We start from the raw sequence: 26,300 nt of genomic DNA, 5'->3' as shown, positions 1-26,300 counted from the left end.
CATAACGGCGACATGACAATTTATGTCTGGCGGTAGGTAGCCACCGTACTTTGTGGTTAACTTCCGCCTCTCGAATTCGTTTAACCCAATACAGCAGAAGGATTCCGTTCATGGCTCAAGTCACCCTCCGTGGTAACCCTGTCCAGGTTGAAGGCGAATTGCCGCAAGTCGGCAGCCAGGCACCTGAGTTCACCCTGACCGCCGGCGACCTGTCGGACGCAACCCTGGCTACCTTCGCCGGCAAGCGCAAAGTGCTGAACATCTTCCCAAGCGTCGACACCCCGACCTGCGCCACTTCGGTACGCAAGTTCAACGCCCAGGCCAACGAACTGAACAACGCCGTTGTGCTGTGCATCTCCACCGACCTGCCATTCGCCCAAGCCCGTTTCTGCGGCGCCGAAGGCCTGGAAAACGTGAAGAACCTGTCGGACTTCCGCAGCGCCGCCTTCGCCGTCGACTACGGCGTGGCAATCGCTGAAGGCCCGCTGAAAGGCCTGACCGCCCGCGCCGTGGTGGTGCTGGACGAAAACGACAACGTGCTGCACAGCGAACTGGTCAGCGAAATCGGCCAAGAGCCGAACTACGAAGCAGCCCTGGCTGTTTTGAAGTAACTGTTTCTGCGCATTACTGTCGTTTTGCAGTAACACGCTTGATGCATGATTGCGGCCTGGCCTAGTCCAGGCCGTTTTTATTTGTCGCTCAGAGGGTTAGCCCAATAGCGAATGGACTAAGGTCAGAAGTTAAAAGTTGTAAGTCCAAGGTAAATAGCCGGTAAAGGCGCTTTTCTTAATGCGCCCCAGTGCTTATCTTTCAGCCTCCCAAAGTAGAAGCTCTCGCGCCCAATGGTTGATCAATCCATGCAATCGTCCCCTCGTAAATCCCGCCGCTGGCTGTTCGGCCTGCTTGTGCTGCTGATTATTGCCGGCCTGTGCTGGAAATTCTGGCCTGGCAGCCATAAGGAGGCTACCGCGCAAAAGCCCGCGGGGCGTGCCGGCAAGTCGGGGATGATGCGCCCGGGTTTCGGTGGTTCCACCGGCCCGATTCCCGTGCGCGTGGCGCCGGCGGTGCTGGGGGAGTTCCCGGTGTACTACAAGGCCTTGGGCACGGTGACCGCGCTCAACACCATCAATGTGCGCAGCCGGGTTGGCGGGGAGTTGGTGAAGATCGCCTTTGAAGAAGGGCAGATGGTCAAGGCCGGCGACCTGTTGGCCGAGATCGATCCGCGCAGCTACCAGAACGCGTTGCTCCAGGCGCAGGGCACCCTGTTGCAGAACCAGGCCCAATTGAAAAACGCCCAGGTCGACGTACAGCGTTATCGCGACCTGTATGCCCAGGACAGTATCGCCAAACAGACCCTGGACACCGCTGAAGCGCTGGTGCTGCAATACCAGGGCACGGTCAAGACCAACCAGGGCGCGGTGGATGACGCCAAGCTCAACCTCGAATTCACCAAGATCCGCGCACCCATCAGCGGCCGCGTGGGCTTGCGTCAGGTCGACGTTGGCAACCTTGTGGCCGCCAACGACACCACCTTCCTCGCCGTGATCACCCAGACCCAGCCGATCAGCGTGGTCTTCACCCTGCCGGAAAACACCTTAGACACCGTCCTCACTCGTTACCACGCCGGCAACAAGCTGCCCGTGGAAGCCTGGGACCGTGGCGACGTGAAAAAACAGGCGGTCGGCGTGCTGCAAAGCCTCGACAACCAGATCGATGTCACCACCGGCACCCTGAAGTTCAAGGGCCGCTTCGATAACAAGGACCAGGCGCTGTTCCCCAACCAGTTCGTCAACGTGCACCTGCTTGCCGATACCCTGCATAACGTGGTGCTGGCGCCGTCCGCCGCGATCCAGTTCGGCAACAACGGCACCTTTGTCTACAAGCTCGATGGCGACAAGAAGGTCAAGGTCCAGCCCCTGGTGATTGGCGACACCGATGGCGACAACACCGTGATCAAGCAAGGCCTGGTCGCCGGTGACCGCGTGGTACTGGAAGGCACCGACCGCCTGAAGGACGACAGCGAGATCGAAGTGGTCAATGACAGCAGCGAAGTACCGACCACCCCGACCGAACACCTGCAAGGCAAGCCCGCCGCGAAAGGGGAGACCGGCGTCAACGCCGGCAAGGCGCAAAAGGTCGGTTCATGAACCTGTCGCGGCTGTTTATCCTTCGCCCGGTCGCCACCACGCTGAGCATGCTGGCCATTGTTTTGGCCGGCATCATCTCCTATCGCTTGCTGCCGGTGTCGGCCTTGCCCCAGGTCGACTACCCGACCATCCGCGTGATGACCCTGTACCCAGGCGCCAGCCCGGATGTGATGACCAGTGCGGTCACCGCGCCGCTGGAGCGCCAGTTCGGCCAAATGCCCGGCCTTACCCAGATGGCGTCCACCAGTTCCGGCGGTGCCTCGGTACTCACTCTGCGTTTTAACCTCGACATCAATATGGATGTCGCCGAGCAACAGGTGCAGGCCGCGATCAACGCCGCCACCAACCTGTTGCCCAAGGATTTGCCGGCACCGCCGGTGTACAACAAGGTCAACCCGGCGGATACCCCGGTGCTGACCTTGGCCATCACCTCCAAGACCATGTTGCTGCCCAAGCTCAATGACCTGGTCGACACGCGCATGGCGCAAAAAATTGCGCAGATCAGCGGCGTCGGCATGGTCAGCATCGCCGGTGGCCAACGCCAGGCCGTGCGTATCAAGGTCAACCCTGAAGCCCTGGCGGCCAATGGCTTGAACCTGTCGGATGTGCGCACCCTGATCGCCGCTTCCAACGTCAACCAGCCCAAGGGCAACTTCGACGGCCCCACGCGCGTATCGATGCTCGACGCCAACGACCAGTTGGTCTCGCCGCAGCAATACGCCGAGCTGATCCTGGCGTACAACAACGGCGCGCCGCTGCGCCTCAAAGACGTGGCGCAGATCGTCGATGGCGCTGAAAACGAACGCCTCGCCGCCTGGGCCAACGAAAACCAGGCTGTCCTGTTGAATATCCAGCGCCAGCCGGGCGCCAACGTGATCGAGGTGGTGGACCGCATCAAGGCGCTGCTGCCGAGCATCACCGATAACCTGCCGGCAGGCCTCGACGTGACGGTACTCACCGACCGGACCCAGACCATCCGCGCGTCGGTGACAGACGTACAACATGAATTGCTGATCGCCATTGCCCTGGTGGTCATGGTGACGTTCCTATTCCTGCGCCGTTTCAGCGCGACCATCATTCCGTCCATCGCCGTACCGCTGTCGCTGGTGGGCACCTTTGGCGTGATGTACCTGGCCGGTTTCTCCATCAACAACCTGACGCTGATGGCGTTGACCATCGCCACCGGCTTTGTGGTGGACGATGCCATCGTGATGCTGGAGAACATTTCCCGTTATATCGAGGAGGGTGAGACGCCGATGGCGGCAGCGCTCAAGGGCGCCAAGCAGATCGGCTTTACCCTGGTGTCCCTGACCCTGTCGCTGATTGCGGTACTGATCCCGCTGCTGTTCATGGCCGACGTAGTGGGGCGCCTGTTCCGCGAGTTCGCCATTACCCTGGCGGTGGCGATCCTGATTTCCCTGGTGGTGTCCCTGACACTCACGCCGATGATGTGCGCGCGATTGCTCAAGCGTGAGCCCAAAGAGGAAGAGCAGGGCCGTTTCTACAAGGCCAGCGGTGCCTGGATCGATTGGTTGATCGAAGCCTACGGGCGCAAGTTGCAGTGGGTGCTCAAGCACCAGCCACTGACGCTACTGGTGGCTGTGGCGACCCTGGGTTTGACCGTGTTCCTGTACATGGTGGTGCCCAAGGGCTTTTTCCCGGTGCAGGACACTGGCGTGATCCAGGGCATTTCCGAGGCGCCGCAGTCGATCTCGTTCGCTGCGATGAGCCAGCGTCAGCAGGAGTTGGCCAAGATCATCCTTGCCGACCCGGCCGTGGAGAGCCTGTCTTCCTATATTGGTGTGGATGGCGATAACGCCACGCTCAACAGCGGGCGCTTGCTGATCAACCTCAAGCCCCACGGCCAGCGCGACTTGAGCGCGGCCCAGGTGATCACGCGCCTGCAACCGGAAATCGACAAGCTGGTAGGCATTCGTCTGTTCATGCAGCCGGTGCAGGACCTGACTATCGAGGATCGCGTCAGCCGCACCCAGTACCAATTCAGCATGTCCTCGCCGGACGCCGACCTGTTGGCGCTGTGGAGCGACAAGCTGGTACACGCCTTGAGCCAATTGCCGGAACTCACCGACGTCGCCAGCGACCTGCAGGACAAAGGCCTGCAAGTGTTCCTGGTGATCGACCGTGACGCTGCTTCGCGCCTGGGAGTCAGCGTGTCGACCATCACCGACGCGCTGTACGACGCGTTCGGCCAACGGCAGATTTCCACGATCTACACCCAGGCCAGCCAGTACCGCGTGGTCTTGCAGGCCCAATCGGGCGAAACCCTTGGCCCGGCAGCGCTGAACCAGATCCACGTGAAAACCACCGATGGCGGCCAGGTGCGCTTGTCGAGCCTGGCCCGTGTGGAACAGCGCCAGGCGCAGCTGGCGATTGCGCATATTGGCCAGTTCCCGGCGGTGATGATGTCGTTCAACCTGGCTCCCGGCGTTGCGCTGGGCAAAGGTGTGGAACTGATCAACCAGACCCAGAAAGACATCGGTATGCCGGTGGGCGTGCAGACCCAGTTCCAGGGTGCTGCCCAGGCGTTTGAGGCGTCGCTGTCGAGCACCTTGCTGCTGATTTTGGCGGCGGTGGTCACCATGTACATCGTGCTCGGCGTGCTCTACGAGAGCTATATCCACCCGATCACGATTCTCTCGACCTTGCCGTCGGCAGCGGTAGGGGCCTTGCTCGCCTTGCTGCTCAGCGGCAATGACCTGGGCATGATCGCGATCATCGGCATCATCTTGCTGATCGGTATCGTGAAGAAGAACGCGATCATGATGATCGACTTCGCCCTCGATGCCGAACGCAACCAGGGCCTTGACCCGCAGACCGCGATCTACCAGGCGGCGCTGTTGCGCTTCCGCCCGATCCTGATGACGACCTTGGCTGCACTGTTCGGCGCGGTGCCGTTGATGCTGGCTACCGGCTCTGGCGCCGAGCTGCGTCAACCCTTGGGCCTGGTGATGGTCGGCGGCTTGTTGGTGAGCCAGGTGTTGACCCTGTTCACTACGCCGGTGATCTACCTGTACTTCGACCGCCTTGGCCGTCGCTGGCGCAAAGAGCCGCAAAGCCTGGAGCCGGTTGAGTCATGAACCTGTCCGGACCTTTCATTCGCCGGCCGGTAGCCACCATGCTGCTGAGCCTGGCGATCATGTTGCTGGGCGGCGTGAGCTTCAACCTGCTGCCGGTGTCGCCGCTGCCACAGATCGACTTTCCGGTGATCGTGGTCTCGGCCAGCCTACCCGGTGCCAGTCCCGAGGTGATGGCGTCTACAGTGGCCACGCCACTGGAGCGCTCGTTCGGCGCGATTGCCGGCATCACCACCATGAGCAGTTCGTCGAGCCAGGGCTCCACGCGGGTGATCCTGGCGTTCGACTCCGACCGCGATATCAACGGCGCCGCGCGAGAAGTGCAGGCGGCAATCAACGCTTCGCGCAACTTGTTGCCCAGCGGTATGCGCAGCATGCCCACCTACAAGAAGATCAACCCGTCCCAGGCACCGATCATGGTGCTGTCGCTGACGTCGGATGTGCTTCAGAAAGGCGAGTTGTACGACCTGGCGTCCACCATCCTGTCCCAAAGCCTGTCGCAGGTACCGGGTGTGGGCGAAGTGCAGATTGGAGGCAGCTCCCTGCCGGCGGTGCGCATCGAGCTGGAGCCCAAGGCCCTCGACCAGTACGGCGTGGCCCTGGACGATGTGCGTAACACCATCGCCAACGCCAACCAGCGTCGCCCCAAGGGGTCGCTGGAAGACAGCGAGCGCAATTGGCAGATCCAGGCCAACGACCAGTTGGAAAAGGCCAAGGACTACGAGCCGTTGCTGATTCGCTACCAGAACGGCGCGGCGCTGCGCCTGGGCGATGTGGCGAAGATCAGCGACGGCGTGGAAGACCGCTACAACAGCGGCTTTTTCAACAATGACTCGGCGGTGCTGCTGGTGATCAACCGCCAGTCCGGCGCCAACATCATCGAGACCGTCAAGCAGATCAAGGCGCAGTTGCCGGCGTTGCAGGCGGTGTTGCCGTCCAGCGTCAAGCTCAACCTGGCCATGGACCGCTCGCCGGTGATTACCGCTACCCTGCATGAAGCCGAGATGACCTTGCTGATTGCCGTGGCCCTGGTGATCCTGGTGGTGTACCTGTTCCTCGGTAACTTCCGTGCGTCGTTGATTCCTACGCTGGCAGTGCCGGTGTCGCTGGTGGGTACCTTTGCGGTGATGTACCTGTTTGGCTTCTCGCTGAACAACTTCTCGCTGATGGCGCTAATCCTGGCCACCGGCCTGGTAGTCGATGACGCCATCGTGGTGCTGGAGAACATTTCCCGGCACATCGACGAGGGCGTGCCGCCGATGAAGGCCGCTTACCTGGGGGCCAAGGAAGTCGGCTTTACCCTGCTGTCGATGAACGTGTCGTTGGTGGCGGTGTTCCTGTCCATTCTGTTTATGGGCGGGATCGTCACCAACCTGTTCCGCGAGTTTTCCATCACCCTGTCGGCTGCGATCATCGTCTCGCTGGTCGTGTCGCTGACCTTGACCCCAATGCTCTGCGCGCGTTGGCTCAAGCCCCATGTCAAAGGGCAGATGACCGGTCTGCAGCGCTGGAGCCAGAAGGTCAACGACCGCATGGTTGCCGGCTACGCCACCAGCCTCGACTGGGTGCTGCGCCACCGCCGACTGACCTTGCTCAGCCTGTTGATCACCGTGGGCGTGAATATTGCGCTGTACGTGGTAGTGCCGAAAACCTTCATGCCGCAACAGGACACCGGGCAATTGATCGGCTTCGTGCGCGGCGATGACGGGCTGTCGTTCAATGTTATGCAGCCGAAGATGGAAACCTTCCGCAAGGCCGTGCTCAAGGACCCGGCGGTGCTTAGCGTGGCCGGCTTTATCGGCGGCAACAACGGCACCAACAACGCGGTGATGCTGGTGCGCCTCAAGCCGATCAGCGAGCGCAAGATTTCGGCCCAGGCGGTGATCGAGCGCTTGCGTAAAGAGGTGCCGCTGGTGCCGGGCGGGCGTCTGTTCCTGATGGCCGACCAGGACCTGCAATTTGGCGGCAGCCGCGACCAGACCAGCGCGCAGTACTCCTACATCCTGCAAAGCGGCGACTTGGCCGCGTTGCGTCTGTGGTACCCGAAAGTGGTCGCTGCCTTGCGCGAACTGCCGGAGCTCACCGCCATCGACGCCCGCGAAGGTCGTGGTGCGGCGCAGGTCACGCTGGTGGTCGACCGCGACCAGGCCAAACGCTTGGGCATCGACATGAGCATGGTCACGGCGGTGCTTAACAACGCCTACAGCCAACGGCAGATCTCCACCATCTACGACAGCCTCAACCAGTACCAGGTGGTGATGGAGGTCAACCCCAAATACGCCCAGGACCCGATCACCCTCAACCAGATGCAGGTGATCACCTCGACCGGTGCGCGGGTGCCGTTGTCGACCATCGCCCATTACGAGAACAGCCTGGCGGATGACCGTGTCAGCCATGAAGGCCAGTTCGCCTCGGAAAACATTGCCTTCGACATGGCGCCCGGGGTGACGGTGGAGCAGGGCACAGCCGCTATCGAGCGGGCGATTGCCAAGGTCGGTTTGCCGGAAGACGTAATCGCCAAGATGGCCGGTACGGCGGATGCATTTGCCGCGACCCAGAAGGGCCAGCCGTTCATGATCCTCGGCGCGTTGGTGGCGGTGTACCTGGTGTTGGGCATTCTGTATGAAAGCTATATTCACCCGTTGACCATTCTGTCCACGTTGCCATCGGCGGGTGTGGGCGCGTTGCTGTCGATCTATCTGCTGGGCGGTGAGTTCAGCCTGATCTCGTTGCTGGGCCTTTTCTTGCTGATCGGGGTGGTGAAGAAAAACGCAATCCTCATGATCGACCTTGCGCTGCAATTGGAGCGCAACGACGGCATGAGCCCACTGGAATCGATTCGCAGCGCTTGCCTGCTGCGCTTGCGCCCGATCCTGATGACCACGCTGGCCGCGATCCTCGGCGCCTTGCCCCTGTTGCTCGGCACCGCCGAAGGCGCAGAAATGCGTCAGCCGCTGGGCCTTACCATCATTGGCGGCCTGGTGTTCAGCCAGATCCTGACCCTTTACACCACCCCGGTGGTTTACCTCTATCTCGACCGCGCGCGCCATCGCTTCAATGCCTGGCGCGGCGTGCGGACCGATGCTGCCTTGGACACTGCGCTATGACCGATTCAACCAACACGGGTGTGAAGCTGCTGGTGCTGATGATGTGTGGTGCGCTACTCAGCGCCTGCGCCATCGGCCCCGACTACAAACGCCCCGACGTCACCGAACCGGTGCAATTCAAGGAAGCCCAAGGCTGGCGCCAAGCCACCCCAAGCGACTCCTTGGCGCGTGGCGCCTGGTGGGAGCTGTACGGTGACCGTCAGCTCAATGACCTGGTGGTGCGCCTGAACAACGCCAACCAGACCGTGGCCCAGGCTGAAGCGCGCTTTCGCCAGGCCCAGGCCCAGGTACGCAGTGCACGGGGCGCGTTTTTCCCCACCGTTGACCTGAGTGCCGGCAAGACCCGCGCCAGCCAGGGCACCGGCAGCAGCAACGCCAGCCTCAGCAGCTCCAGCAGCGGCATCCGCGACACCCTCAACGCGCAACTGGGCGTGAGCTGGGAGGCGGATGTCTGGGGCAAGTTGCGCCGTGGCCTGGAAGCCAACGAAGCCACGGCCGAAGCCAGTTCAGCGGACTTGGCGGCGATGCGCCTGAGCCAGCAATCGGAACTGGTGCAAGACTACCTGCAACTGCGGGTCATGGACGAGCAGACGCGGCTGCTGCAAGCCACCCTCGACGCCTATCAGCGCTCGTTGAAAATGACCGAAAACCAATACCGCGCCGGTGTCTCCGGCAAGGACGCCATTGCCCAGGCGCGAACCCAGTTCAAGACCACCCAGGCCAGCCTGATCGACCTGATCTGGCAGCGTGCGCAGCTGGAAAACGCCATTGCCGTGCTGATCGGCGAGGCGCCGGCCAACTTCAACCTGGCCGTGAGCAAGAACATTCCGGCACTGCCACAGATTCCAGTGAGTGTGCCGTCGCAGTTGCTGGAACGCCGTCCCGACATCGCCTCGGCCGAGCGCTCGGTGATCGCCGCCAACGCCAACATCGGCGTGGCCAAGGCGGCGTATTACCCAGACTTGAGCCTGAGCCTGGCCGGTGGTTATTCCAGCAGCACCTACGCCGATTGGATCAGCCTGCCGAACCGCTTCTGGTCGGTGGGGCCGAAAGTCGCCATGACCTTGTTCGACGGCGGCCAACGTTCGGCAGAAGTCGACCGTAGCATCGCCAGCTACGACGAGACCGTGGCCAAGTACCGCCAGACCGTACTGGATGGTTTCCGTGAAGTGGAAAACTATATGGTGCAGTTGAAGGTGCTGGAGGATGAAGCCGTGGTCAGCAACGAAGCGCTGGACGCCGCACGCGAATCTCTGCGCCTGACAGAAAACCAGTACAAGGCCGGCTTGATTGCCTATCTGGATGTGGTGACGGTGCAAGCCACGGCGTTGAGCAATGAGCGCACGGTGTTGACGCTGTTGCAGACGCGGTTGGTGGCGAGTGTGCAACTGATCGCAGCGTTGGGTGGCGGCTGGGACGGCCAAACAAAGGTGAGCGCGGACTAAATGTGGGAGTAAGCCCGCTCCCACATTTTGAACTGCGCCCGACTGCGGGTTCAGCGTGTTTTCAAGCCATTACGTTGACGTCAAAAAGCCAATGATGGCTATACGCTAATAATTCAACTGTACAAGAATTATTCTCGCTACAATCGCTCGCTTTGCCACCTGGCACGGGCTTTTCAGGCCCGTCAGTCTCGAGAAGTCCCATGCTCATCGGTAGCTATTCTCCCTCCTTGGTCGTGATCTCCCTGTTTGTCGCGATCCTTGCTTCCTATACGGCGCTGGACCTCTCCGGGCGCATTGCAACCGCCAAGGGTCGCGCCGTGTATTTGTGGATTGCCGGTGGGGCCATCGCGATGGGCATTGGCGTCTGGTCGATGCATTTCATTGGCATGTTGGCGCTGCGCCTGCCCTTTGCCCTGGGTTTTGACTTCGGCATCACCGCACTGTCGTTGTTGATCGCGGTGTTGTCCTGCGGCTTTGCGTTATGGCTAGTCAGCCAGCCCCGTTTGCCCGCCTGGCAACTGGCGTTTGGCGCGCTGATCATGGGCGCGGGCATCAGCAGCATGCATTACACCGGCATGGCGGCCATGCGCATGACGCCGGGTATCGACTACGACCCCACGCTGTTTGGCGCCTCGTTGTTGATCGCAGTCGGGGCTTCTGGCGCCGCGTTGTGGATCGCGTACAACCTGCGGCGCAACACGCCCTACGTGCGCCTGGCGCGTGGCGGAGCCGCAGTGGTGATGGGCTTTGCCATTGTCGGCATGCACTACACCGGCATGGCGGCCGCACAGTTTGCCGATGAAAGTTTCTGCGGCGCGGCACTCACCGGGTTGAGCGGCAAGGGCCTGGACAATCTGGTATTGGTCACCACCCTGGCCGTGCTCGCAATCGCGTTGTTGACTTCGCTGCTCGACGCACGCCTGGAAGCCCGCACCGCCGTGCTCGCCGATTCGCTGAGCCTGGCCAACCAGGAACTGACCCACTTGGCCTTGCACGACACGCTCACCGGCCTGCCCAATCGCACGTTGCTCGCCGACCGCATTCAGCAATCCATGCAGGCCGTCAAAGAGCAGGGCGGTTGTTTCGCGCTGATGTTTATCGACCTGGACGGCTTCAAGCCGGTCAACGATGCGTTTGGCCATCACATGGGTGACCAGCTGTTGCGCGAAGTGGGCCTGCGCCTGCGTGAAGACTTGCGCAGCCAGGACACGCTGGCGCGTATCGGCGGCGATGAATTTGTGTTGCTGGTGCAATTGAGCCAACCCGACGATGCCTTGCGCCTGGCCGAGCGCCAGGTGGGGCTGATCAACCGGGCGTTCAAGGTTGCCGAGCATGAGCTGAAGATCTCCGCCAGCGTCGGTATCGCGATGTTCCCAGGCAACGGTGGCAACCCGCAGGAGTTGTTGATGAACGCCGACGCCGCGATGTACCACGCCAAGGGCATGGGCAAGAACGGCTACAGTTTCTTTGATGTGTCAATGAACACCAATGCGCGAAAACAACTGCAATTGTTGCAAGACCTGCGCAGCGCCGTTGAGCATCAACAATTTCGCCTGTACTACCAGCCCAAGTTCGACGCCGTCAGCGGTATTCCGGTAGGGGCCGAGGCGTTGTTGCGCTGGGAGCATCCGCAGCAGGGCTTGCTGCTGCCGGCCACGTTTATTGAGTTGGCGGAAAAGACCGGCCTGATCATCCCCATCGGCGAGTGGGTGCTCGATGAAGCCTGTCGGCAGATGGCCCTCTGGTACACGCAGGGCTATGAGGATTGGCGCATTGCCGTGAACCTTTCGGCGTTGCAGTTCTGCCATGCCGGCTTGGTCAAGAGCGTGGCCACGGCACTGGAACGCCACCAATTGCCGGCCAACAACCTGACCCTGGAAATCACTGAAACCACCGCCATGAGCGATGCCGACGCCAGCATGACGGTGTTGCAACAGCTTTCGGACATGGGCGTCGACCTGTCCATCGATGACTTCGGCACGGGCTATTCCAGCCTGATGTACCTCAAGCGCCTGCCGGCCAACGAGTTGAAGATCGACCGTGGTTTCGTGCGCGACCTGGAGCACGACAGCGATGACGCCGCCATCGTCTCGGCCATCGTCGCCCTCGGCCAGGCCCTGGGCCTGCGCATTGTCGCCGAAGGCGTAGAAACTGATGTGCAGCAGAATTTCCTCACACGCCTGGGCTGTAACTCCCTGCAAGGTTACTTGCTGGGGCATCCGTTGCCGGCCGATGGCTTCATGGCGGATATCCAGCGCGCCGAAGATGCAGTCGCGCCTGACAAAAGCCGTGCGTGACGGGTATTCTTGGATCCAGCCATAAACATCAGGTTGAACCAGGAGACCGCACGCATGGACAAAGTCGTCATCATCACCGGTGGCAGTCGTGGGATTGGCGCCGAGACGGCATTGCTGGCCGCCCGCCAAGGCTATCGCATCTGCATCAACTACCAGTCTGACGAAGAGGCTGCCCACCGCGTGCTTGAACAGGTTCGCGCGTTGGGTGCCCAGGCCATTGCCGTGCGTGCGGACGTGAGTATCGAAGATGAGGTGATCGCGCTGTTCAGCCGCGTCGATGCCGAGTTGGGCCGTGTCACGGCGCTGGTCAACAATGCCGGTACCGTGGGGCACAAGTCGCGAGTGGACGAGATGTCCGAGTTCCGCATCCTGAAAATCATGAAGACCAACGTGCTGGGGCCGATCCTGTGTGCCAAGCATGCGGTGTTGCGCATGTCGCCCAAGCATGGCGGGCAGGGCGGCAGCATCGTCAACGTCTCCTCGGTGGCGGCGCGCCTTGGCTCTCCAGGTGAGTACGTCGACTATGCCGCGTCCAAAGGTGCGCTCGATACCTTCACCCTGGGCCTCTCCAAAGAAGTCGCGGGCGAAGGTATTCGGGTGAATGCGGTGCGCCCTGGCTACATCTTTACCGATTTCCATGCACTGAGCGGCGACCCGGATCGGGTCAGCAAGCTTGAATCAGGTATCCCCATGGCACGGGGCGGGCGCCCTGATGAGGTGGCGGAAGCGATTATCTGGTTGTTATCGGATAAGGCGTCGTATGCCACGGGAACATTTTTGGACTTGGGTGGCGGCCGTTGAATAGGTAGTGCCGCGCACTACGCCTTCGCGAGCAAGCCCGCTCCCACATTTGGAATGCATTTTAATGTGGGAGCGGGCTTGCTCGCGAAGGCGTCAGAACACACAACTCGATCATTCAGAACGACCGCACAATCCGCCCCAACGTCTCCATCGCTTTCTCTGACGCTTCAGTCCACGGGCTGCCGTAGTTCAGGCGAATACAGTTCCTGAACCGCTGGGTCGCCGAGAAGATCGGCCCCGGCGCAATGCTGATGCCTTGGGCCAGCGCCATCTGGAACAACTTCAACGAGTCGGTCTGCTCCGGCAGTTCCAGCCACAGGAAATACCCGCCTGCCGGCTGGCTGACCCGGGTCTGTGCCGGGAAGTAACGGGCAATCGCCGCCAGCATCGCGCTTTGCTGTTCTTCCAGTGCATAGCGCAATTTACGCAGGTGCCGGTCATAACCGCCGTGCTGCAAGTAGTCGGCAATTGCTGCCTGGGCCGGCATCGACGGGCACAGCGAGGTCATCAGCTTCAAGCGCTCGACCTTCTGCGCAAAACGCCCAGCGGCCACCCAACCGACGCGGTAACCCGGCGCGAGGCTCTTGGCGAACGAGCCGCAATGCATCACCAACCCTTCGGTGTCGAACGCCTTGGCGGGTTTGGGGGCCTGTTGACCGTAATACAGCTCGGCGTATACATCGTCTTCGATCAAGGGCACTTGGTGGCTGCGCAGCAGTTCCACCAACGCTTGTTTCTTGGCTTCGGGCAGGGTGGCGCCCATGGGGTTCTGGAAACTGGTCATGGTCCAGCAGGCCTTGATCGGGTAGCGCTCCAGGGTTTGTGCCAAGGCGCCGAGATCGATGCCATCGCGAGGGTGCACGGGAATTTCCACGGCTTTGAGTTTCAGGCGTTCCAGCACTTGCAGGCAGGCGTAAAACGCCGGGGCTTCGATGGCCACCAGATCGCCCGGTTCAGTGACGGCTTGCAGGCACAGGTTCAGGGCTTCGAGGGCGCCGTTGGTGATCAGCAGCTCTTCCATCGGCAGCATCAGGCCGCCGACCATGTAGCGCAGCGCAATCTGGCGGCGCAATTGCGGGTTGCCCGGTGACATGTCGGTGACCACCATGCGCGGGTCCATTTCACGGCCGGCACTGGCCAAGGAGCGGGCCAGGCGCGGCAACGGGAACAGCATGGGGCTTGGGAATGCCGAGCCGAACGGTACGGTGTTCGGGTCCTTGATCGAGTCGAGTACCGAAAACACCAATTCGCTCACGTCGACTTCGGTGGACTCATGCACCTGTTCGCTTACCACCGGCTCGGAAAACGGACTGGGCGCGTGGGTATTGACGAAGTAACCAGAGCGCGGCCGCGCACGGATCAGGCCGCGGCGCTCCAGCAAGTAATAGGCTTGGAATACGGTGGATGGGCTGACGCCGTAGGTCTGGCTGGCGTAGCGCACCGACGGCACACGCTGGCCGGGGCCGAGTACGCCGGAGCGGATCAATTCTGCAATGTCGTCGGCGAATTTTTCGTAGCGTTTCATGGCAGCTCAGTCATTTTCTCAAAGGGTACGCGGAACTCAATGTGGGAGCTCCAGTGTTTCAGCGGTTCAACGGGGCGACGAAGCGGCTATCGGCCGCGCTATAGACCCACGGTTCATCCACATCCGTCACCTTGAAGCGCAAGGTCTGCGAACTGCTCGCTGGCTTGTCCGCCAGCAACGCCACCGACACCGGCACATCGCTGATTTCTCCCGGTGCCAGGCTGATCTCGGTTTTGCCGTGCAGCTGGAAGTCGTGCGCATCCACCAGTTCCAGACGGTAATCCTGGCGCTGCTGGGTCTTGTTGATCACCTTGAGGCTGTAGATGTTCTCGATCTGCCCTTGGGCATTTTCGCGGAACATGCCCCGGTCCTTGGTCACGTCCAGCGACACCATCGGCCGTTCCACCAGCGCCACTACCAAGGCGGCCATCATCACCAGCAGCACGGCACTGTAGCCGATCAGGCGTGGCCGTAGCAGGTGGGTTTTACCACCTTGCAATTGATGCTCGCTGGTGTAGCTCACCAGCCCACGGGCGTACCCCATCTTGTCCATGATCGAATCACAGGCGTCGATGCACGCCGCGCAGCCGATGCATTCCATTTGCAGGCCGTCGCGGATGTCTATGCCGGTGGGGCAGACCTGCACGCACAGTTGGCAATCGATGCAATCACCCAGGCCGACGGCGGCGGGTTTGACCTCGCGTTTGCGCGGGCCACGTTTTTCGCCGCGAGCTGCATCGTAGGAAATGGTCAGGGTATCTTTATCGAACATCACGCTTTGGAAGCGCGCGTACGGGCACATGTGCATGCACACTGCCTCGCGCAGCCAGCCAGCGTTGATGTAGGTGGCGGCGGTGAAAAACAGCACCCAGAACAGGCTGACGCCGCCTATTTGCCAGGTCAGCAGGTCGGCGACTAGCGGGCGAATGGGCGTGAAGTAGCCAACAAAGGTCAACCCGGTCAGCACGCTGATGCCCAACCACAAAGTGTGCTTGGCCGAACGCCGCGCCAGTTTGTTCAGGCTCCATGGTGCGTTATGCAGTTTGATGCGCTGGTTGCGCTCACCCTCGGTGACTTTCTCGCACCACATGAACAGCCAGGTAAACGAGCTTTGCGGGCAGGTGTAGCCGCACCACACGCGGCCGGCGAATACGGTAATTGCAAACAGGCCGAAGGCGCAGATGATCAGCAACGCGGACAACAGGATGAAGTCCTGGGGCCAGAAGGTCGCGCCAAAAATATGGAATTTGCTTTCAGCCAGGTCCCACAGCACGGCCTGGCGTCCTCCCCAGTTCAGCCACACGGTGCCGAAAAAAGCCAAGAACAGAAAACCCGCGCCGGCCACGCGCAAGGTGCGGAACAGGCCGGTGAAGCTGCGGGTATGGATCAAGTTGTCGCTGGATCTGGCCTTCACCTTCTTTGGGTGAATGGGCACAAAGGTTTCCACGGTAGGGATTCGTTCGCTCATGGTCGTTCGCTCATCAGCCTCCATCAGGCCGATGAACTATGCGCGTGGCTCTGTTTGCATAACAGACTCAGCTATGGCGATAAAAAGCGGATCAGATGGGGCGTGCGCTTACCACTGCGACAATGTGCTGCACCCCGTTTTCAAAGGGATGCAGCTAGATTTTTTGCGGTGCTGATACAGGTCAATCAAATCGCCGAACCAGGCTCGGTGACCTTCTTGTGCTGGCGTCCATCGATGGCGCCGGCCACGGTCAAGGCATCGGCTTCCTGTTCAGTGATGTAGACCCGATCTGCGTCCAGTTGCACATAGGACATGGCCTTGGGAATGTCGGTGCTGACGGTGACGTCGGCCGCCTGCAGGCTGTGTTCCTGGCCGTCTTCGTTGACCTTGAAGTAGCAGGTCTGATTTTCGATGCGTACCGGCATGACGCTCTCCTTTTTATGGGCTGGTAAAGGTTAGGTTCCCCTTGCGCATCAACTGTTCCAGGCAACTGACTGACGGTCGGCGCTGTCCATCGTTTACCAACAACGACAAAGGACGGCTCTCATGGACGCTTGGTGGCATGAAGTGTGGCAAACCCTGCAGGCTGAATTCGCCGATATCGGTGATGCGAAGCAACTGACGCAGATCACCGTGCGCTTGCTGATCGCCGCCGTGCTGGGCGGCATCCTGGGCTTTGAGCGCGAGAGCAAGGGCAAGGCGGCAGGCGTGCGCACCCACATGCTGGTGGCGCTGGGTGCTGCGTTGTTCGTGATGGTGCCGCAGATGTCAGGCAACCAGGCCGATGCCATGAGTCGGGTAGTGCAGGGGGTGATCGCCGGGATCGGCTTTCTGGGGGCCGGCACCATTATCAAGGGCAAGGACGATGAGGAAGGCCATGTCAAAGGCCTGACCACCGCCGCCGGGCTTTGGATGACCGCTGCGATTGGGGTCTCGGCCGGGTTGGGCCGGGAATCGACAGCGGTGCTGAGTACCTTGCTGGCGTTGGCGGTGTTTAGCCTGATGCCGCGGATCGTCAAGCTTTTTGAAAAACCCCATTGACAGGGTCAAGCCACCAGATCGGTTTCCCTGAACTTGCCAACTATCTTTGCGACAAATGCAGGGTCGCCCTGGTTGCCGGAAATCACCAGGACGCTTGCATCGTGGGTGGGTGAATACTTCAATTGCATTTCGCCACTTGCTCCGGACAGTTGGTTGACCCAGTGCAGTTTTTTGTTGAGTTGCTTGCGTATGCCTGAAACGTCCAGCTTGTCTCGGCCATGTACAAAGTCCCTGATTTCGCTCGGAGCGTCGAGGCTCGACTCTCGGGTGTTCAGGTAGCGGTAGATATTGGCTGGCGGCGCGCTATCCGGCTCGTTTCGACGTCTGTCCCAGTCATCTGGGTGCGAGTATTGCAGTGATTCGTTAACTCTTTTGACCTCGGCGGCAATGTTGAAGAGGTTTGTTGCGGTGGTCCCCAAGCCCCCCAGGCGGCTTTCAATGTCAGTCAGGGCCCCCTGTTTATTGCCTGCGAAACGACGTACAAGATCAAAGCGCGCGCCAACGGGGGCGCTGAACAATTGGTACTTCAAGCCGAACAGCGCAGAGTCGACGCACTTTCGGTAGGTTTCGATCTGCTCTGCCTCAAGGGGAGACAGCACCGCGTTGATCGTGTCGGTGTTCAGGTGGGTGCCGATCTCACTGAGGACTGCGGTTTGAGCCTGGGCCGGGGGGCTACGCAACAAGGTGTCGACGTTTTCTTTCGTGAATACCGTATTGAGGGTGCTGATGAAAGCGGCGGATGAGTTGGCGTTCGGGTCGCACAGCGCGCGCCTAACCGTTGATTTGTCTGTGCGTTTGAGGTCGGCGAGGCCTTGCTCCAATGTCGACCTATCGCCAGGTTGTACCTTGTCATCAGGTTTCTTGGCTTCCCGGGCGGGATCCGGTGGTGAATGGAGCAGCGCGTCCAAGGCTTCGGGCGAGACTATCGTGGGTGGCGGCAGAGCGCTCGTGGGTGGCGGCAGAGCGCTGGGCGTAGCGAGACCTTGGCCAGCAGCCAAGGCGGTTGGGGTGATTGAAATGGGGCTGATGGTTGGCATGATATTCCTCGCGAACAGAGGGCTGAGGACTTCTTCCACAGTCCGGAAGTTGATCTCCATGAACGTTCAATATCACCACTATCAACGCCGCTGGGCGTACGGGATTTCCCCGGTGATCAGGTAGGAAGCTTCGGTTATTGGGCGTCGCGTGAGGGCAGTGGTTCTTATAATTCACTGCCCGTGCGCCCGCGCATTAAAGCTTCGTTCAGACGATCACCGGAGGCATGGTCGTTGGGGGTTCCTCGACCGGTGGCGGCAGGTTTTCCGGCGGTTCTTTCTCTGGAATCGGCTCCGGTTCACTGGGCGGCAAGGCCGGATTGTCGATATTTGGGTCCGGGGTTTCAGCCGGGATCGGGATATTCATCGGTGTGGCCTCCTTTGTGCTTTGCTCTATCGGTGGACAGCCGCCGAGGCGAATTGATTCCCCGCCCAATGGCGGCACATCCACCTGAACTTTTAACCGGGGCCTGGGCTCGGACCTATTACGGCCCTGCTCAGGGAGAGCGGCGCCGTATCAGAATTCGGATCAAGCAAAGAGCGTCCACAGGGCGTAAGGGGAAGATGCTCGATGACTGCTGAAACACTGACTCCAGATCAATCGTTATTGCCGCTGTCCCAGGCGTTGTTGCTGCCCAGGATCGCCATTGAAAGCACCACGCCCGTGATCGACGGCGGCGAATTCGCCGTAAAGGCCGTGGTTGGCCAGCGTATTACTGTCACCAGCAAAGTGTTCGCCGACGGCCACGACAAGCTCGCCGTGCTGATCCGCTGGCGTCCGTTGGCCGACGAAAGCTGGCACAGCGTGGTGATGACCGATGTGGGCAACAACGGTTGGGAGGGCGCGTTTACCGTCGAGGCCATTGGCCCTCATGAATATTGCATCGAAGCCTGGATCGATACGTTCGCCAGTTTCTGCTACGAACTGCGCAAGAAACACGAGGCCGGCGTGCCGGTGAGCCTCGAATTGCAGGAAGGCCGCAGCCTCGTGCTACAGGCCGCCGAGCGCAGTGACAATGAACTGCGTGACCGCCTGATGCTGTTGCATCACGAACTCTCCGGCCTGCTAGAAACCGAGCAAGTTGCGTTGTTCCTGCACGAAGACAGTGCACACCTGATGACCCAGGCCGATCACCGCGCCTACTTGAGCATCAGCACCGTGTACCCGATCGATGTGGAGCGGACGGCGGCGCTGTTTGCCAGCTGGTATGAGCTGTTTCCGCGCTCGATCACCGACGATCCGGCTCGCCACGGCACGTTTAACGACGTGCACTCGCGCCTGTCGATGATCCATGACATGGGCTTCGACGTACTGTACTTCCCGCCGATCCACCCCATTGGGCGCAGCCACCGCAAAGGCCCGAATAACTCCCTCACTGCTGGTCCGGATGATCCGGGCAGCCCCTATGCCATTGGCAGCGAGGAGGGCGGCCACGAAGCGATTCACCCACAACTGGGCAGCCGCGATGATTTCCGCCGGTTGGTGCAGGCCGCCGCTGACCACGGCCTGGAAATCGCGTTGGATTTTGCCATCCAGTGCTCACAGGACCACCCGTGGCTCAAGCAACACCCCGGTTGGTTCAACTGGCGCCCGGACGGCACGATCAAATACGCGGAAAACCCGCCGAAAAAGTATCAGGACATCGTCAACGTCGACTTCTATGCGGCCGACGCGATTCCCAGCCTGTGGACCGAGTTGCGCGACATTGTGGTCGGTTGGGTGGAAGAGGGCGTGAAGACTTTTCGTGTCGACAATCCCCACACCAAGCCGCTGCCGTTCTGGCAATGGCTGATCAGCGATGTTCGCGCCAAACACCCGGAGGTGATCTTCCTCGCTGAAGCCTTTACCACCCCGGCCATGATGGCGCGGCTGGGCAAGGTCGGTTACTCCCAGAGCTACACCTATTTCACTTGGCGCAACACCAAGGCCGAACTGAGTGAGTATTTCACCCAACTGAATGAATCGCCGTTGCGCGAGTGCTTCCGCCCGAACTTCTTCGTCAATACGCCAGATATCAACCCAGGCTTCCTGCACGAGTCAGGACGCCCGGGCTTCTTGATTCGCGCGGCGCTGGCCACTATGGGGTCGGGGCTGTGGGGCATGTATTCGGGCTATGAGCTGTGCGAAGCCGCGCCCGTGCCCGGCAAAGAGGAATACCTGGATTCGGAGAAGTATCAGATCCGCGTTCGCGACTTCACTGCGCCGGGCAACATCATTGCTGAAATCGCCCAGCTCAACCGCATCCGCCGGCAAAACCCGGCGTTGCAGACGCACTTGGGCCTGAAACTCTACAACGCCTGGAACGACAACATCCTGTACTTCGGCAAGCGCAGTGACGATGGCAGCAACTTCATCCTTGTTGCAGTGAACCTCGACCCCTACAACGCTCAGGAAGCGAATTTTGAGTTGCCATTGTGGGAATTGGGCCTGCCGGACGATGCCCAGACCCAGGGTGAAGACCTGATGAATGGCCATCGCTGGACCTGGTATGGCAAGACCCAGTGGATGCGGCTGGAGCCACATACGCCCTTTGGTATTTGGCGCATCACCCATTCCCAAACCTGACGCAGAGCCCTTGTGGGAGCTGGCTTGCCTGCGATAGCGGTAAGTCAGCCGATGTTTTTGGCGCTGATACACCGCTATCGCAGGCAAGCCAGCTCCCACATTGACCGAGTTTCTTCAGGCAGAAGTTCACGTATTCCAGGAGTTTCCAATGGCGAAGAAACCCACTCCAGCCACCTTCATCAAAGACCCGCTCTGGTACAAGGACGCGGTGATCTATCAGGTTCACGTCAAATCCTATTTCGACTCCAACAACGACGGCATCGGCGACTTTCCCGGCCTTATCGCCAAGCTTGATTACATTGCTGACCTGGGCGTGAACACCATCTGGCTGCTGCCGTTCTATCCCTCACCACGTCGCGACGACGGCTATGACATTGCCGAATACCGAGGTGTGCACAGTGATTACGGCACGATGGCCGACGCCAAGCGCTTTATCGCCGAGGCTCACAAACGCGGGTTGCGGGTGATTACGGAGCTGGTGATCAACCACACCTCCGACCAGCACCCGTGGTTCCAGCGGGCGCGCAAGGCCAAGCCCGGTTCGGCAGCGCGGGATTTTTATGTGTGGTCCGATGACGACCAAAAGTACGACGGCACCCGCATCATCTTTCTTGACACCGAAAAATCCAACTGGACCTGGGACCCGGTCGCCGGCCAGTACTTCTGGCACCGTTTCTATTCCCACCAGCCGGACCTGAATTTCGACAACCCGCAAGTCATGAAAGCCGTGCTGTCGGTGATGCGCTATTGGCTGGACATGGGCATTGACGGTCTGCGCCTGGACGCCATCCCCTACCTGATCGAGCGCGACGGCACCAACAATGAAAACTTGCCTGAAACCCACGCTGTGCTGAAACAGATCCGCGCCGAGATCGACGCGCATTATCCGGACCGCATGCTGCTGGCCGAAGCCAACCAGTGGCCTGAAGACACTCAGTTGTACTTCGGCGACAAAAAAGGCGATGACGGCGACGAATGTCATATGGCCTTCCATTTTCCGCTGATGCCGCGCATGTACATGGCGCTGGCCCAGGAAGATCGCTTCCCCATCACTGACATTCTGCGCCAGACCCCGGAGATTCCCGCCAATTGCCAATGGGCGATCTTCCTGCGCAACCACGATGAACTGACGTTGGAGATGGTCACCGACAAAGAGCGCGACTACCTGTGGAATTACTACGCTGCCGACCGCCGTGCGCGGATCAACCTGGGGATTCGCCGCCGTCTTGCACCGCTGATGGAGCGTGATCGCCGGCGTGTGGAGTTGCTCAACAGCCTACTGTTGTCGATGCCCGGCACGCCGACCCTGTATTACGGCGATGAAATCGGCATGGGCGACAACATCTACCTGGGCGACCGCGACGGCGTGCGCACGCCGATGCAGTGGTCCATCGACCGCAACGGCGGTTTCTCCCGCGCCGACCCGGCGAGCCTGGTGCTGCCGCCGATCATGGACCCGCAATATGGCTACCAGTCGGTCAATGTCGAAACCCAGACCCAGGACCCGCATTCGCTGCTGAACTGGACCCGGCGGATGTTGGCCGTGCGCAAGCAGTCCAAGGCGTTTGGCCGGGGCAGCTTGAAGATGCTCTCGCCCAGCAACCGCCGCATCCTCGCGTATACCCGAGAGTTCACCGGTGAGGATGGGCGTACGGAAATCATCTTGTGCGTGGCCAACGTCTCTCGCAGCGCTCAGGCCGCCGAACTGGACCTTTCGGCGTTTGCCGGCATGGTTCCGGTGGAAATGCTCGGCGGTAATGCGTTCCCGCCGATTGGCCAGCTGAATTTCCTGCTGACCCTCGCGCCGTATGGCTTCTATTGGTTCGTGCTGGCGGCGGAAAACCAGATGCCCAGCTGGCATGTGGAGCCCGCGCAGAGCATGCCGGACTTCACCACCCTGGTGCTGAAACAGCGCATGGAAGAGCTGCTGGAGCCGCCGTGCCGCGCTACGCTAGAACAGACCTCACTGCCGGCCTGGCTGCCGAAACGGCGTTGGTTCGCGGGCAAGGATACGGCCATCGACAGCGTGCATATCGCCTACGGTGTGCGTTTCGGCGACCCGCAGCACCCGGTATTGCTCAGTGAGATCGACGTGACCAGCGGCGGCCAAGTCAGCCGTTACCAGTTGCCGTTCGGTTTCCTCGGCGAAGACCAGTTCACCAGCGCGTTGCCCCAGCAGTTGGCGCTGGCTCGGGTGCGCCGCGCGCGCCAGGTGGGGTTGGTCACCGACGCATTCAGCCTTGAACACTTTATTCGGGCGGTGATCCACGGCTTGCAGGCAGGCACGGTGTTGAACGCCAGTGAGGGCGATCTGCGTTTTGAGGCCACGCCGCACTTGGCCAAACTGCAGCTGACCGACGAATCGGAAGTGCGCTACCTGTCGGCTGAGCAGTCCAACAGCTCGGTGGTGGTGGGGGAAAGCCTGGTGCTCAAGCTGATCCGCAAAGTCGCGTCCGGCGTGCACCCGGAACTGGAAATGAGCGCCTACCTGACCGCTGCCGGCTACCCCAATATCTCGCCGCTGCTGGGTTCGGTGATTCGCCGCGATGGGGCAGGGCAAGACAACCTGCTGATGATTGCCCAGGGTTACCTCAGCAATCAGGGCGATGCCTGGGCCTGGACGCAAAACAGCCTGGAACGGGCGATTCGTGATGAGCTGGCCGAGGCCATGTCCGAGCAGGAGCAGCACTACAACGCCCTGGGTGAATTGAAAGACTTTGCCGGCCTGTTGGGGCAACGGTTGGGCGAAATGCACGGGGTACTGGGCGCGAAAACCACCGATAAAGACTTCAAGCCCGAAGTCACCAGCGTCAAGGACACGCAAACCTGGGCCAAGGACGTGGGCGCACAGATCGACCGCGCCCTGCAATTGCTCAAACTTCATCAACATCAGTTGAACCCTGCCGATCAGGCGCTGGTCAGTGATTTGCTGGCACAGAAAAAAGCCATTGCCAGTCACGTACAAACCTTGGCGAAAGCCACGGCGGGCGGGCTGCGTATTCGGGTGCATGGGGACTTGCACCTGGGCCAGGTGCTGGTGGTGAAGGGCGATGCCTACCTGATCGACTTTGAAGGCGAGCCGGCCCGCCCGCTGCATGAACGACGCGGCAAGCACAGCCCGTATAAAGATGTGAGCGGCGTGCTGCGCTCCTTTGATTACGCGGCAGCCATGGCGCTGAATGGGCAGGGAGTGGATCACTCGCCCGAAGCGGACTTGGCGCGTAAACGCGTGACCGATCGTTACTTGAAGGAAGCACGCCAGGCATTTATCCAGGCTTATCAGGCAGCTACGTCTACACTGGCGCATGACTGGCAGGAAGCCCACGGCCAGGACGCAGCGCTGACGTTGTTCAGCCTGGAAAAGGCCGCGTATGAAGTGGCTTACGAAGCGGAAAACCGCCCGACGTGGCTGCCGGTGCCCCTGCAAGGGTTGCACGGGTTGCTTAGCGGGATTGCACTGACAACGAAAGCACCTAATTCGAAAACTGCACGCGGTGGGGAGACGTCATGAGCTTTACACATAAAGAACCGCTGCAACCGAAGTTGACTGCACTGCCGGCGTCCAAGGACGTCGAGGCGCTGGTACGCGCCGAACACCAAGACCCGTTCTCGATCCTGGGGCCGCATGAGGATGAGCACGGCGGCCAGTTTATCCGCGCGTTTTTGCCGGAGGCCTTGAGCGTCCAGGTGTTGGCGCGCGATAACGGTGAACAGATCGGCAGCCTGGATGCGACCCAGGTGCCGGGTTTGTTTGTGGGGCACTTCAACCATCGCCAGCCGTACTTGCTCAAGATTCAGTGGGCCGGTGGTGAGCAGATCACTGAAGACCCCTACAGTTTTAGCCAGTTATTGCTGGGTGAAATGGACCTGTACCTGTTTGCCGAAGGCAATCACCGTGACCTCAGCAGTTGCCTGGGCGCTCAGGTGACCAGCGTCGACGGTGTGCAAGGCGTGCGCTTTGCCGTGTGGGCGCCGAATGCGCGACGCGTGTCGGTGGTCGGTGACTTCAATATTTGGGACGGACGTCGTCATCCAATGCGCCTGCGGCATCCGTCTGGCGTATGGGAGATCTTTATCCCGCGCCTGCAACCGGGCGCGGCCTACAAGTACGAGATTCTTGGTGCCAACGGCATTCTGCCGCTCAAGGCCGACCCCGTGGCACTGGCCACTCAACTGCCACCCGACACCGCGTCCAAAGTCGCTGCGCCGTTGCAGGTGGACTGGCAGGACCACGAATGGATGCAGTCGCGCGCCGAGAAGCAAAAAACTTCAGCGCCGCTGTCAATCTACGAACTGCACGTCGGTTCCTGGCAGGCCGAGCTGGACGAGGCGGGTGAAGTGGCCCGCCAGTACAACTGGCGAGAGCTGGCCGAACGCTTGATTCCGTATGTTCAGCAATTGGGCTTCACCCATATCGAGCTGATGCCGATCATGGAACACCCGTTCGGCGGCTCCTGGGGTTACCAGGCACTGTCCCAATTCGCCCCCACTGCGCGGTTTGGCTCGCCGGAAGATTTCGCTTACTTCGTCAACGCCCTGCATCAGGCCGATATCGGCGTGATCCTTGACTGGGTACCGGCGCATTTTCCTACCGATACCCACGGCCTGGCGCAGTTCGATGGCACGGCGTTGTACGAATACGCCAACCCGCTTGAAGGCTTTCATCAGGACTGGGACACGCTGATCTACAACCTGGGCCGCACCGAAGTGCATGGTTTTATGCTGGCTTCGGCACTGCACTGGCTGAAACACTTCCATGTCGACGGCCTGCGGGTGGATGCCGTGGCGTCGATGCTCTACCGCGACTATTCGCGCAAGGCAGGAGAATGGGTACCCAACCGCCATGGCGGCCGTGAGAACCTGGAAGCCATCGATTTTTTGCGCCATTTGAACGATGTGGTCGCCCAGGAGGCGCCGGGCGCATTGGTCATCGCCGAGGAATCCACCGCCTGGCCAGGTGTGAGCCAGCCGACCCAGCAGGGTGGCCTGGGCTTCAACTACAAATGGAACATGGGCTGGATGCACGATTCGCTGCATTACATCCAGCAAGACCCGGTGTACCGCGCCCATCACCATAACGAGCTGAGTTTCGGCCTGGTGTATGCGTGGTCCGAGCGCTTTATCCTGCCGATCTCCCACGATGAAGTGGTGCACGGCAAGCACTCGCTGATCGACAAGATGCCCGGCGATCGCTGGCAGAAGTTTGCCAACCTGCGGGCCTACCTGGCGTTCATGTGGATGCACCCCGGTAAGAAACTGCTGTTCATGGGCTGCGAATTCGGCCAATGGCGCGAGTGGAACCACGACCAGCAACTGGACTGGTACCTGCTGCAATACGCCGAACACAAGGGCGTCCAGAAGCTGGTCGGCGACTTGAACCGCCTGTACCGCGAGGAACCGGCCCTGCATGAACAGGACGATGCGCCGCAGGGCTTTCAGTGGTTGATCGGCGACGATGCGATCAACAGCGTCTACGCCTGGCTGCGTTGGAGCAAGGACGGCAAGCCGGTGCTGGTGGTGGCCAACTTCACACCGGTCCCGCGTGCGGCCTATTCGGTGGGCGTCCCCTTTGCAGGCCGCTGGAACGAGGTCATCAACAGCGATGCCGACACATATGCTGGCTCCAACTACGGAAATGGGGGGGAAGTGTTCACCCAGGATGAGCCGCGCCATGGGCAACCGGTGTCGCTGTCGTTGAATCTGCCGCCGCTTGGCGTATTGATTCTGCGGCCGGAAGCGCTTTAAGGGCTCTACCGTGCTGGATTCTGTTGTCC

At 60.7% G+C, this 26,300-nt stretch carries 16 protein-coding genes; 11 read left to right on the top strand and 5 right to left on the bottom strand.

The window, feature by feature from the left end:
* The first annotated feature begins 110 nt into the window (after positions 1-110).
* The 7 genes from tpx to CFE47_RS04785 all read left to right on the top strand — a co-directional run bounded on the left by tpx (position 111) and on the right by CFE47_RS04785 (position 12,892).
* A complete protein-coding gene (tpx, locus tag CFE47_RS04815; protein ID WP_185709080.1) occupies positions 111-611 on the top strand; it encodes a thiol peroxidase in 501 nt (166 codons plus the stop codon).
* 231 nt (positions 612-842) lie between these two features.
* Positions 843-2,147, top strand: coding sequence for an MdtA/MuxA family multidrug efflux RND transporter periplasmic adaptor subunit (locus CFE47_RS04810; RefSeq protein WP_286835734.1), 1,305 nt, complete (start codon positions 843-845; stop codon positions 2,145-2,147).
* Complete coding sequence (locus CFE47_RS04805; RefSeq protein ID WP_286835733.1) at positions 2,144-5,245, top strand: MdtB/MuxB family multidrug efflux RND transporter permease subunit; 3,102 nt, start codon at positions 2,144-2,146, stop codon at positions 5,243-5,245. Before CFE47_RS04810 ends, CFE47_RS04805 begins: the two co-directional genes overlap by 4 nt.
* Positions 5,242-8,349: an efflux RND transporter permease subunit gene (locus tag CFE47_RS04800; protein ID WP_286835732.1), complete on the top strand. Its 3,108-nt coding sequence runs from the start codon at positions 5,242-5,244 to the stop codon at positions 8,347-8,349. The genes CFE47_RS04805 and CFE47_RS04800 overlap by 4 nt, the downstream gene beginning before the upstream one ends.
* Complete coding sequence (locus CFE47_RS04795) at positions 8,346-9,794, top strand: efflux transporter outer membrane subunit (RefSeq protein WP_286835731.1); 1,449 nt, start codon at positions 8,346-8,348, stop codon at positions 9,792-9,794. Before CFE47_RS04800 ends, CFE47_RS04795 begins: the two co-directional genes overlap by 4 nt.
* A gap of 200 nt (positions 9,795-9,994) precedes the next feature.
* The gene (locus CFE47_RS04790; RefSeq protein ID WP_286835730.1) at positions 9,995-12,091 is read left to right on the top strand and encodes a putative bifunctional diguanylate cyclase/phosphodiesterase; all 2,097 of its coding nucleotides are present in this window, start codon (positions 9,995-9,997) and stop codon (positions 12,089-12,091) included.
* A gap of 54 nt (positions 12,092-12,145) precedes the next feature.
* Entirely contained in the window at positions 12,146-12,892 is a 747-nt protein-coding gene (locus CFE47_RS04785) for an SDR family oxidoreductase (protein WP_185709086.1), read from the top strand.
* Between the two features lie 115 nt (positions 12,893-13,007).
* Here CFE47_RS04785 and mapR read toward each other — a convergent pair whose 3' ends face one another.
* The 3 genes from mapR to CFE47_RS04770 all read right to left on the bottom strand — a co-directional run bounded on the left by mapR (position 13,008) and on the right by CFE47_RS04770 (position 16,310).
* Positions 13,008-14,417 carry a GntR family transcriptional regulator MpaR gene (gene mapR / locus CFE47_RS04780; protein WP_185709087.1) on the bottom strand — a complete coding sequence of 470 codons (1,410 nt, stop codon included), beginning with the start codon at positions 14,415-14,417 and terminating at the stop codon, positions 13,008-13,010.
* A gap of 58 nt (positions 14,418-14,475) precedes the next feature.
* Complete coding sequence (gene ccoG / locus CFE47_RS04775) at positions 14,476-15,885, bottom strand: cytochrome c oxidase accessory protein CcoG (protein ID WP_286835729.1); 1,410 nt, start codon at positions 15,883-15,885, stop codon at positions 14,476-14,478.
* A 185-nt stretch (positions 15,886-16,070) separates the two neighbouring features.
* Positions 16,071-16,310, bottom strand: coding sequence for a DUF3203 family protein (locus tag CFE47_RS04770; RefSeq protein WP_185709089.1), 240 nt, complete (start codon positions 16,308-16,310; stop codon positions 16,071-16,073).
* A gap of 121 nt (positions 16,311-16,431) precedes the next feature.
* Here CFE47_RS04770 and CFE47_RS04765 point away from each other — a divergent pair, with 121 nt between their 5' ends.
* Positions 16,432-16,926, top strand: a complete 495-nt coding sequence (locus CFE47_RS04765) for an MgtC/SapB family protein (RefSeq protein ID WP_286835728.1) — start codon at positions 16,432-16,434, stop codon at positions 16,924-16,926.
* 5 nt (positions 16,927-16,931) lie between these two features.
* On the opposite strand, the gene CFE47_RS04760 is transcribed toward CFE47_RS04765, so the two are convergent.
* Both CFE47_RS04760 and CFE47_RS04755 read right to left on the bottom strand, forming a co-directional pair.
* A complete protein-coding gene (locus tag CFE47_RS04760) occupies positions 16,932-18,023 on the bottom strand; it encodes a M10 family metallopeptidase C-terminal domain-containing protein (protein WP_286835727.1) in 1,092 nt (363 codons plus the stop codon).
* Positions 18,024-18,168: 145 nt separating this feature from the next.
* Positions 18,169-18,327 carry a hypothetical protein gene (locus tag CFE47_RS04755; RefSeq protein ID WP_286835726.1) on the bottom strand — a complete coding sequence of 53 codons (159 nt, stop codon included), beginning with the start codon at positions 18,325-18,327 and terminating at the stop codon, positions 18,169-18,171.
* A gap of 204 nt (positions 18,328-18,531) precedes the next feature.
* Here CFE47_RS04755 and CFE47_RS04750 point away from each other — a divergent pair, with 204 nt between their 5' ends.
* The 3 genes from CFE47_RS04750 to glgB all read left to right on the top strand — a co-directional run bounded on the left by CFE47_RS04750 (position 18,532) and on the right by glgB (position 26,271).
* Entirely contained in the window at positions 18,532-20,526 is a 1,995-nt protein-coding gene (locus CFE47_RS04750; RefSeq protein WP_286835725.1) for an alpha-1,4-glucan--maltose-1-phosphate maltosyltransferase, read from the top strand.
* 148 nt (positions 20,527-20,674) lie between these two features.
* The gene (treS, locus tag CFE47_RS04745; protein WP_286835724.1) at positions 20,675-24,037 is read left to right on the top strand and encodes a maltose alpha-D-glucosyltransferase; all 3,363 of its coding nucleotides are present in this window, start codon (positions 20,675-20,677) and stop codon (positions 24,035-24,037) included.
* Positions 24,034-26,271 (top strand): 1,4-alpha-glucan branching protein GlgB, encoded by a 2,238-nt coding sequence (glgB, locus tag CFE47_RS04740; RefSeq protein ID WP_286835723.1) that lies wholly within the window; start codon positions 24,034-24,036, stop codon positions 26,269-26,271. Before treS ends, glgB begins: the two co-directional genes overlap by 4 nt.
* Positions 26,272-26,300: the final 29 nt, after the last annotated feature.

This window comes from Pseudomonas sp. PGPPP1 (assembly GCF_002255865.1).
GTDB lineage: Bacteria > Pseudomonadota > Gammaproteobacteria > Pseudomonadales > Pseudomonadaceae > Aquipseudomonas > Aquipseudomonas cremoris.
This window is presented reverse-complemented; position numbering and strand designations above follow the sequence as displayed.

What these genes read in the sequence shown, in the direction of transcription:
- tpx (WP_185709080.1), top strand. Translation starts at nt 111, where the DNA reads ATGGCTCAAGTCACCCTCCGTGGTAACCCTGTCCAGGTTGAAGGCGAA.
- CFE47_RS04810 (WP_286835734.1), top strand. Translation starts at nt 843, where the DNA reads ATGGTTGATCAATCCATGCAATCGTCCCCTCGTAAATCCCGCCGCTGG.
- CFE47_RS04805 (WP_286835733.1), top strand. Translation starts at nt 2,144, where the DNA reads ATGAACCTGTCGCGGCTGTTTATCCTTCGCCCGGTCGCCACCACGCTG.
- CFE47_RS04800 (WP_286835732.1), top strand. Translation starts at nt 5,242, where the DNA reads ATGAACCTGTCCGGACCTTTCATTCGCCGGCCGGTAGCCACCATGCTG.
- CFE47_RS04795 (WP_286835731.1), top strand. Translation starts at nt 8,346, where the DNA reads ATGACCGATTCAACCAACACGGGTGTGAAGCTGCTGGTGCTGATGATG.
- CFE47_RS04790 (WP_286835730.1), top strand. Translation starts at nt 9,995, where the DNA reads ATGCTCATCGGTAGCTATTCTCCCTCCTTGGTCGTGATCTCCCTGTTT.
- CFE47_RS04785 (WP_185709086.1), top strand. Translation starts at nt 12,146, where the DNA reads ATGGACAAAGTCGTCATCATCACCGGTGGCAGTCGTGGGATTGGCGCC.
- mapR (WP_185709087.1), bottom strand. Translation starts at nt 14,417, where the DNA reads ATGAAACGCTACGAAAAATTCGCCGACGACATTGCAGAATTGATCCGC.
- ccoG (WP_286835729.1), bottom strand. Translation starts at nt 15,885, where the DNA reads ATGAGCGAACGAATCCCTACCGTGGAAACCTTTGTGCCCATTCACCCA.
- CFE47_RS04770 (WP_185709089.1), bottom strand. Translation starts at nt 16,310, where the DNA reads ATGCCGGTACGCATCGAAAATCAGACCTGCTACTTCAAGGTCAACGAA.
- CFE47_RS04765 (WP_286835728.1), top strand. Translation starts at nt 16,432, where the DNA reads ATGGACGCTTGGTGGCATGAAGTGTGGCAAACCCTGCAGGCTGAATTC.
- CFE47_RS04760 (WP_286835727.1), bottom strand. Translation starts at nt 18,023, where the DNA reads ATGGAGATCAACTTCCGGACTGTGGAAGAAGTCCTCAGCCCTCTGTTC.
- CFE47_RS04755 (WP_286835726.1), bottom strand. Translation starts at nt 18,327, where the DNA reads ATGAATATCCCGATCCCGGCTGAAACCCCGGACCCAAATATCGACAAT.
- CFE47_RS04750 (WP_286835725.1), top strand. Translation starts at nt 18,532, where the DNA reads ATGACTGCTGAAACACTGACTCCAGATCAATCGTTATTGCCGCTGTCC.
- treS (WP_286835724.1), top strand. Translation starts at nt 20,675, where the DNA reads ATGGCGAAGAAACCCACTCCAGCCACCTTCATCAAAGACCCGCTCTGG.
- glgB (WP_286835723.1), top strand. Translation starts at nt 24,034, where the DNA reads ATGAGCTTTACACATAAAGAACCGCTGCAACCGAAGTTGACTGCACTG.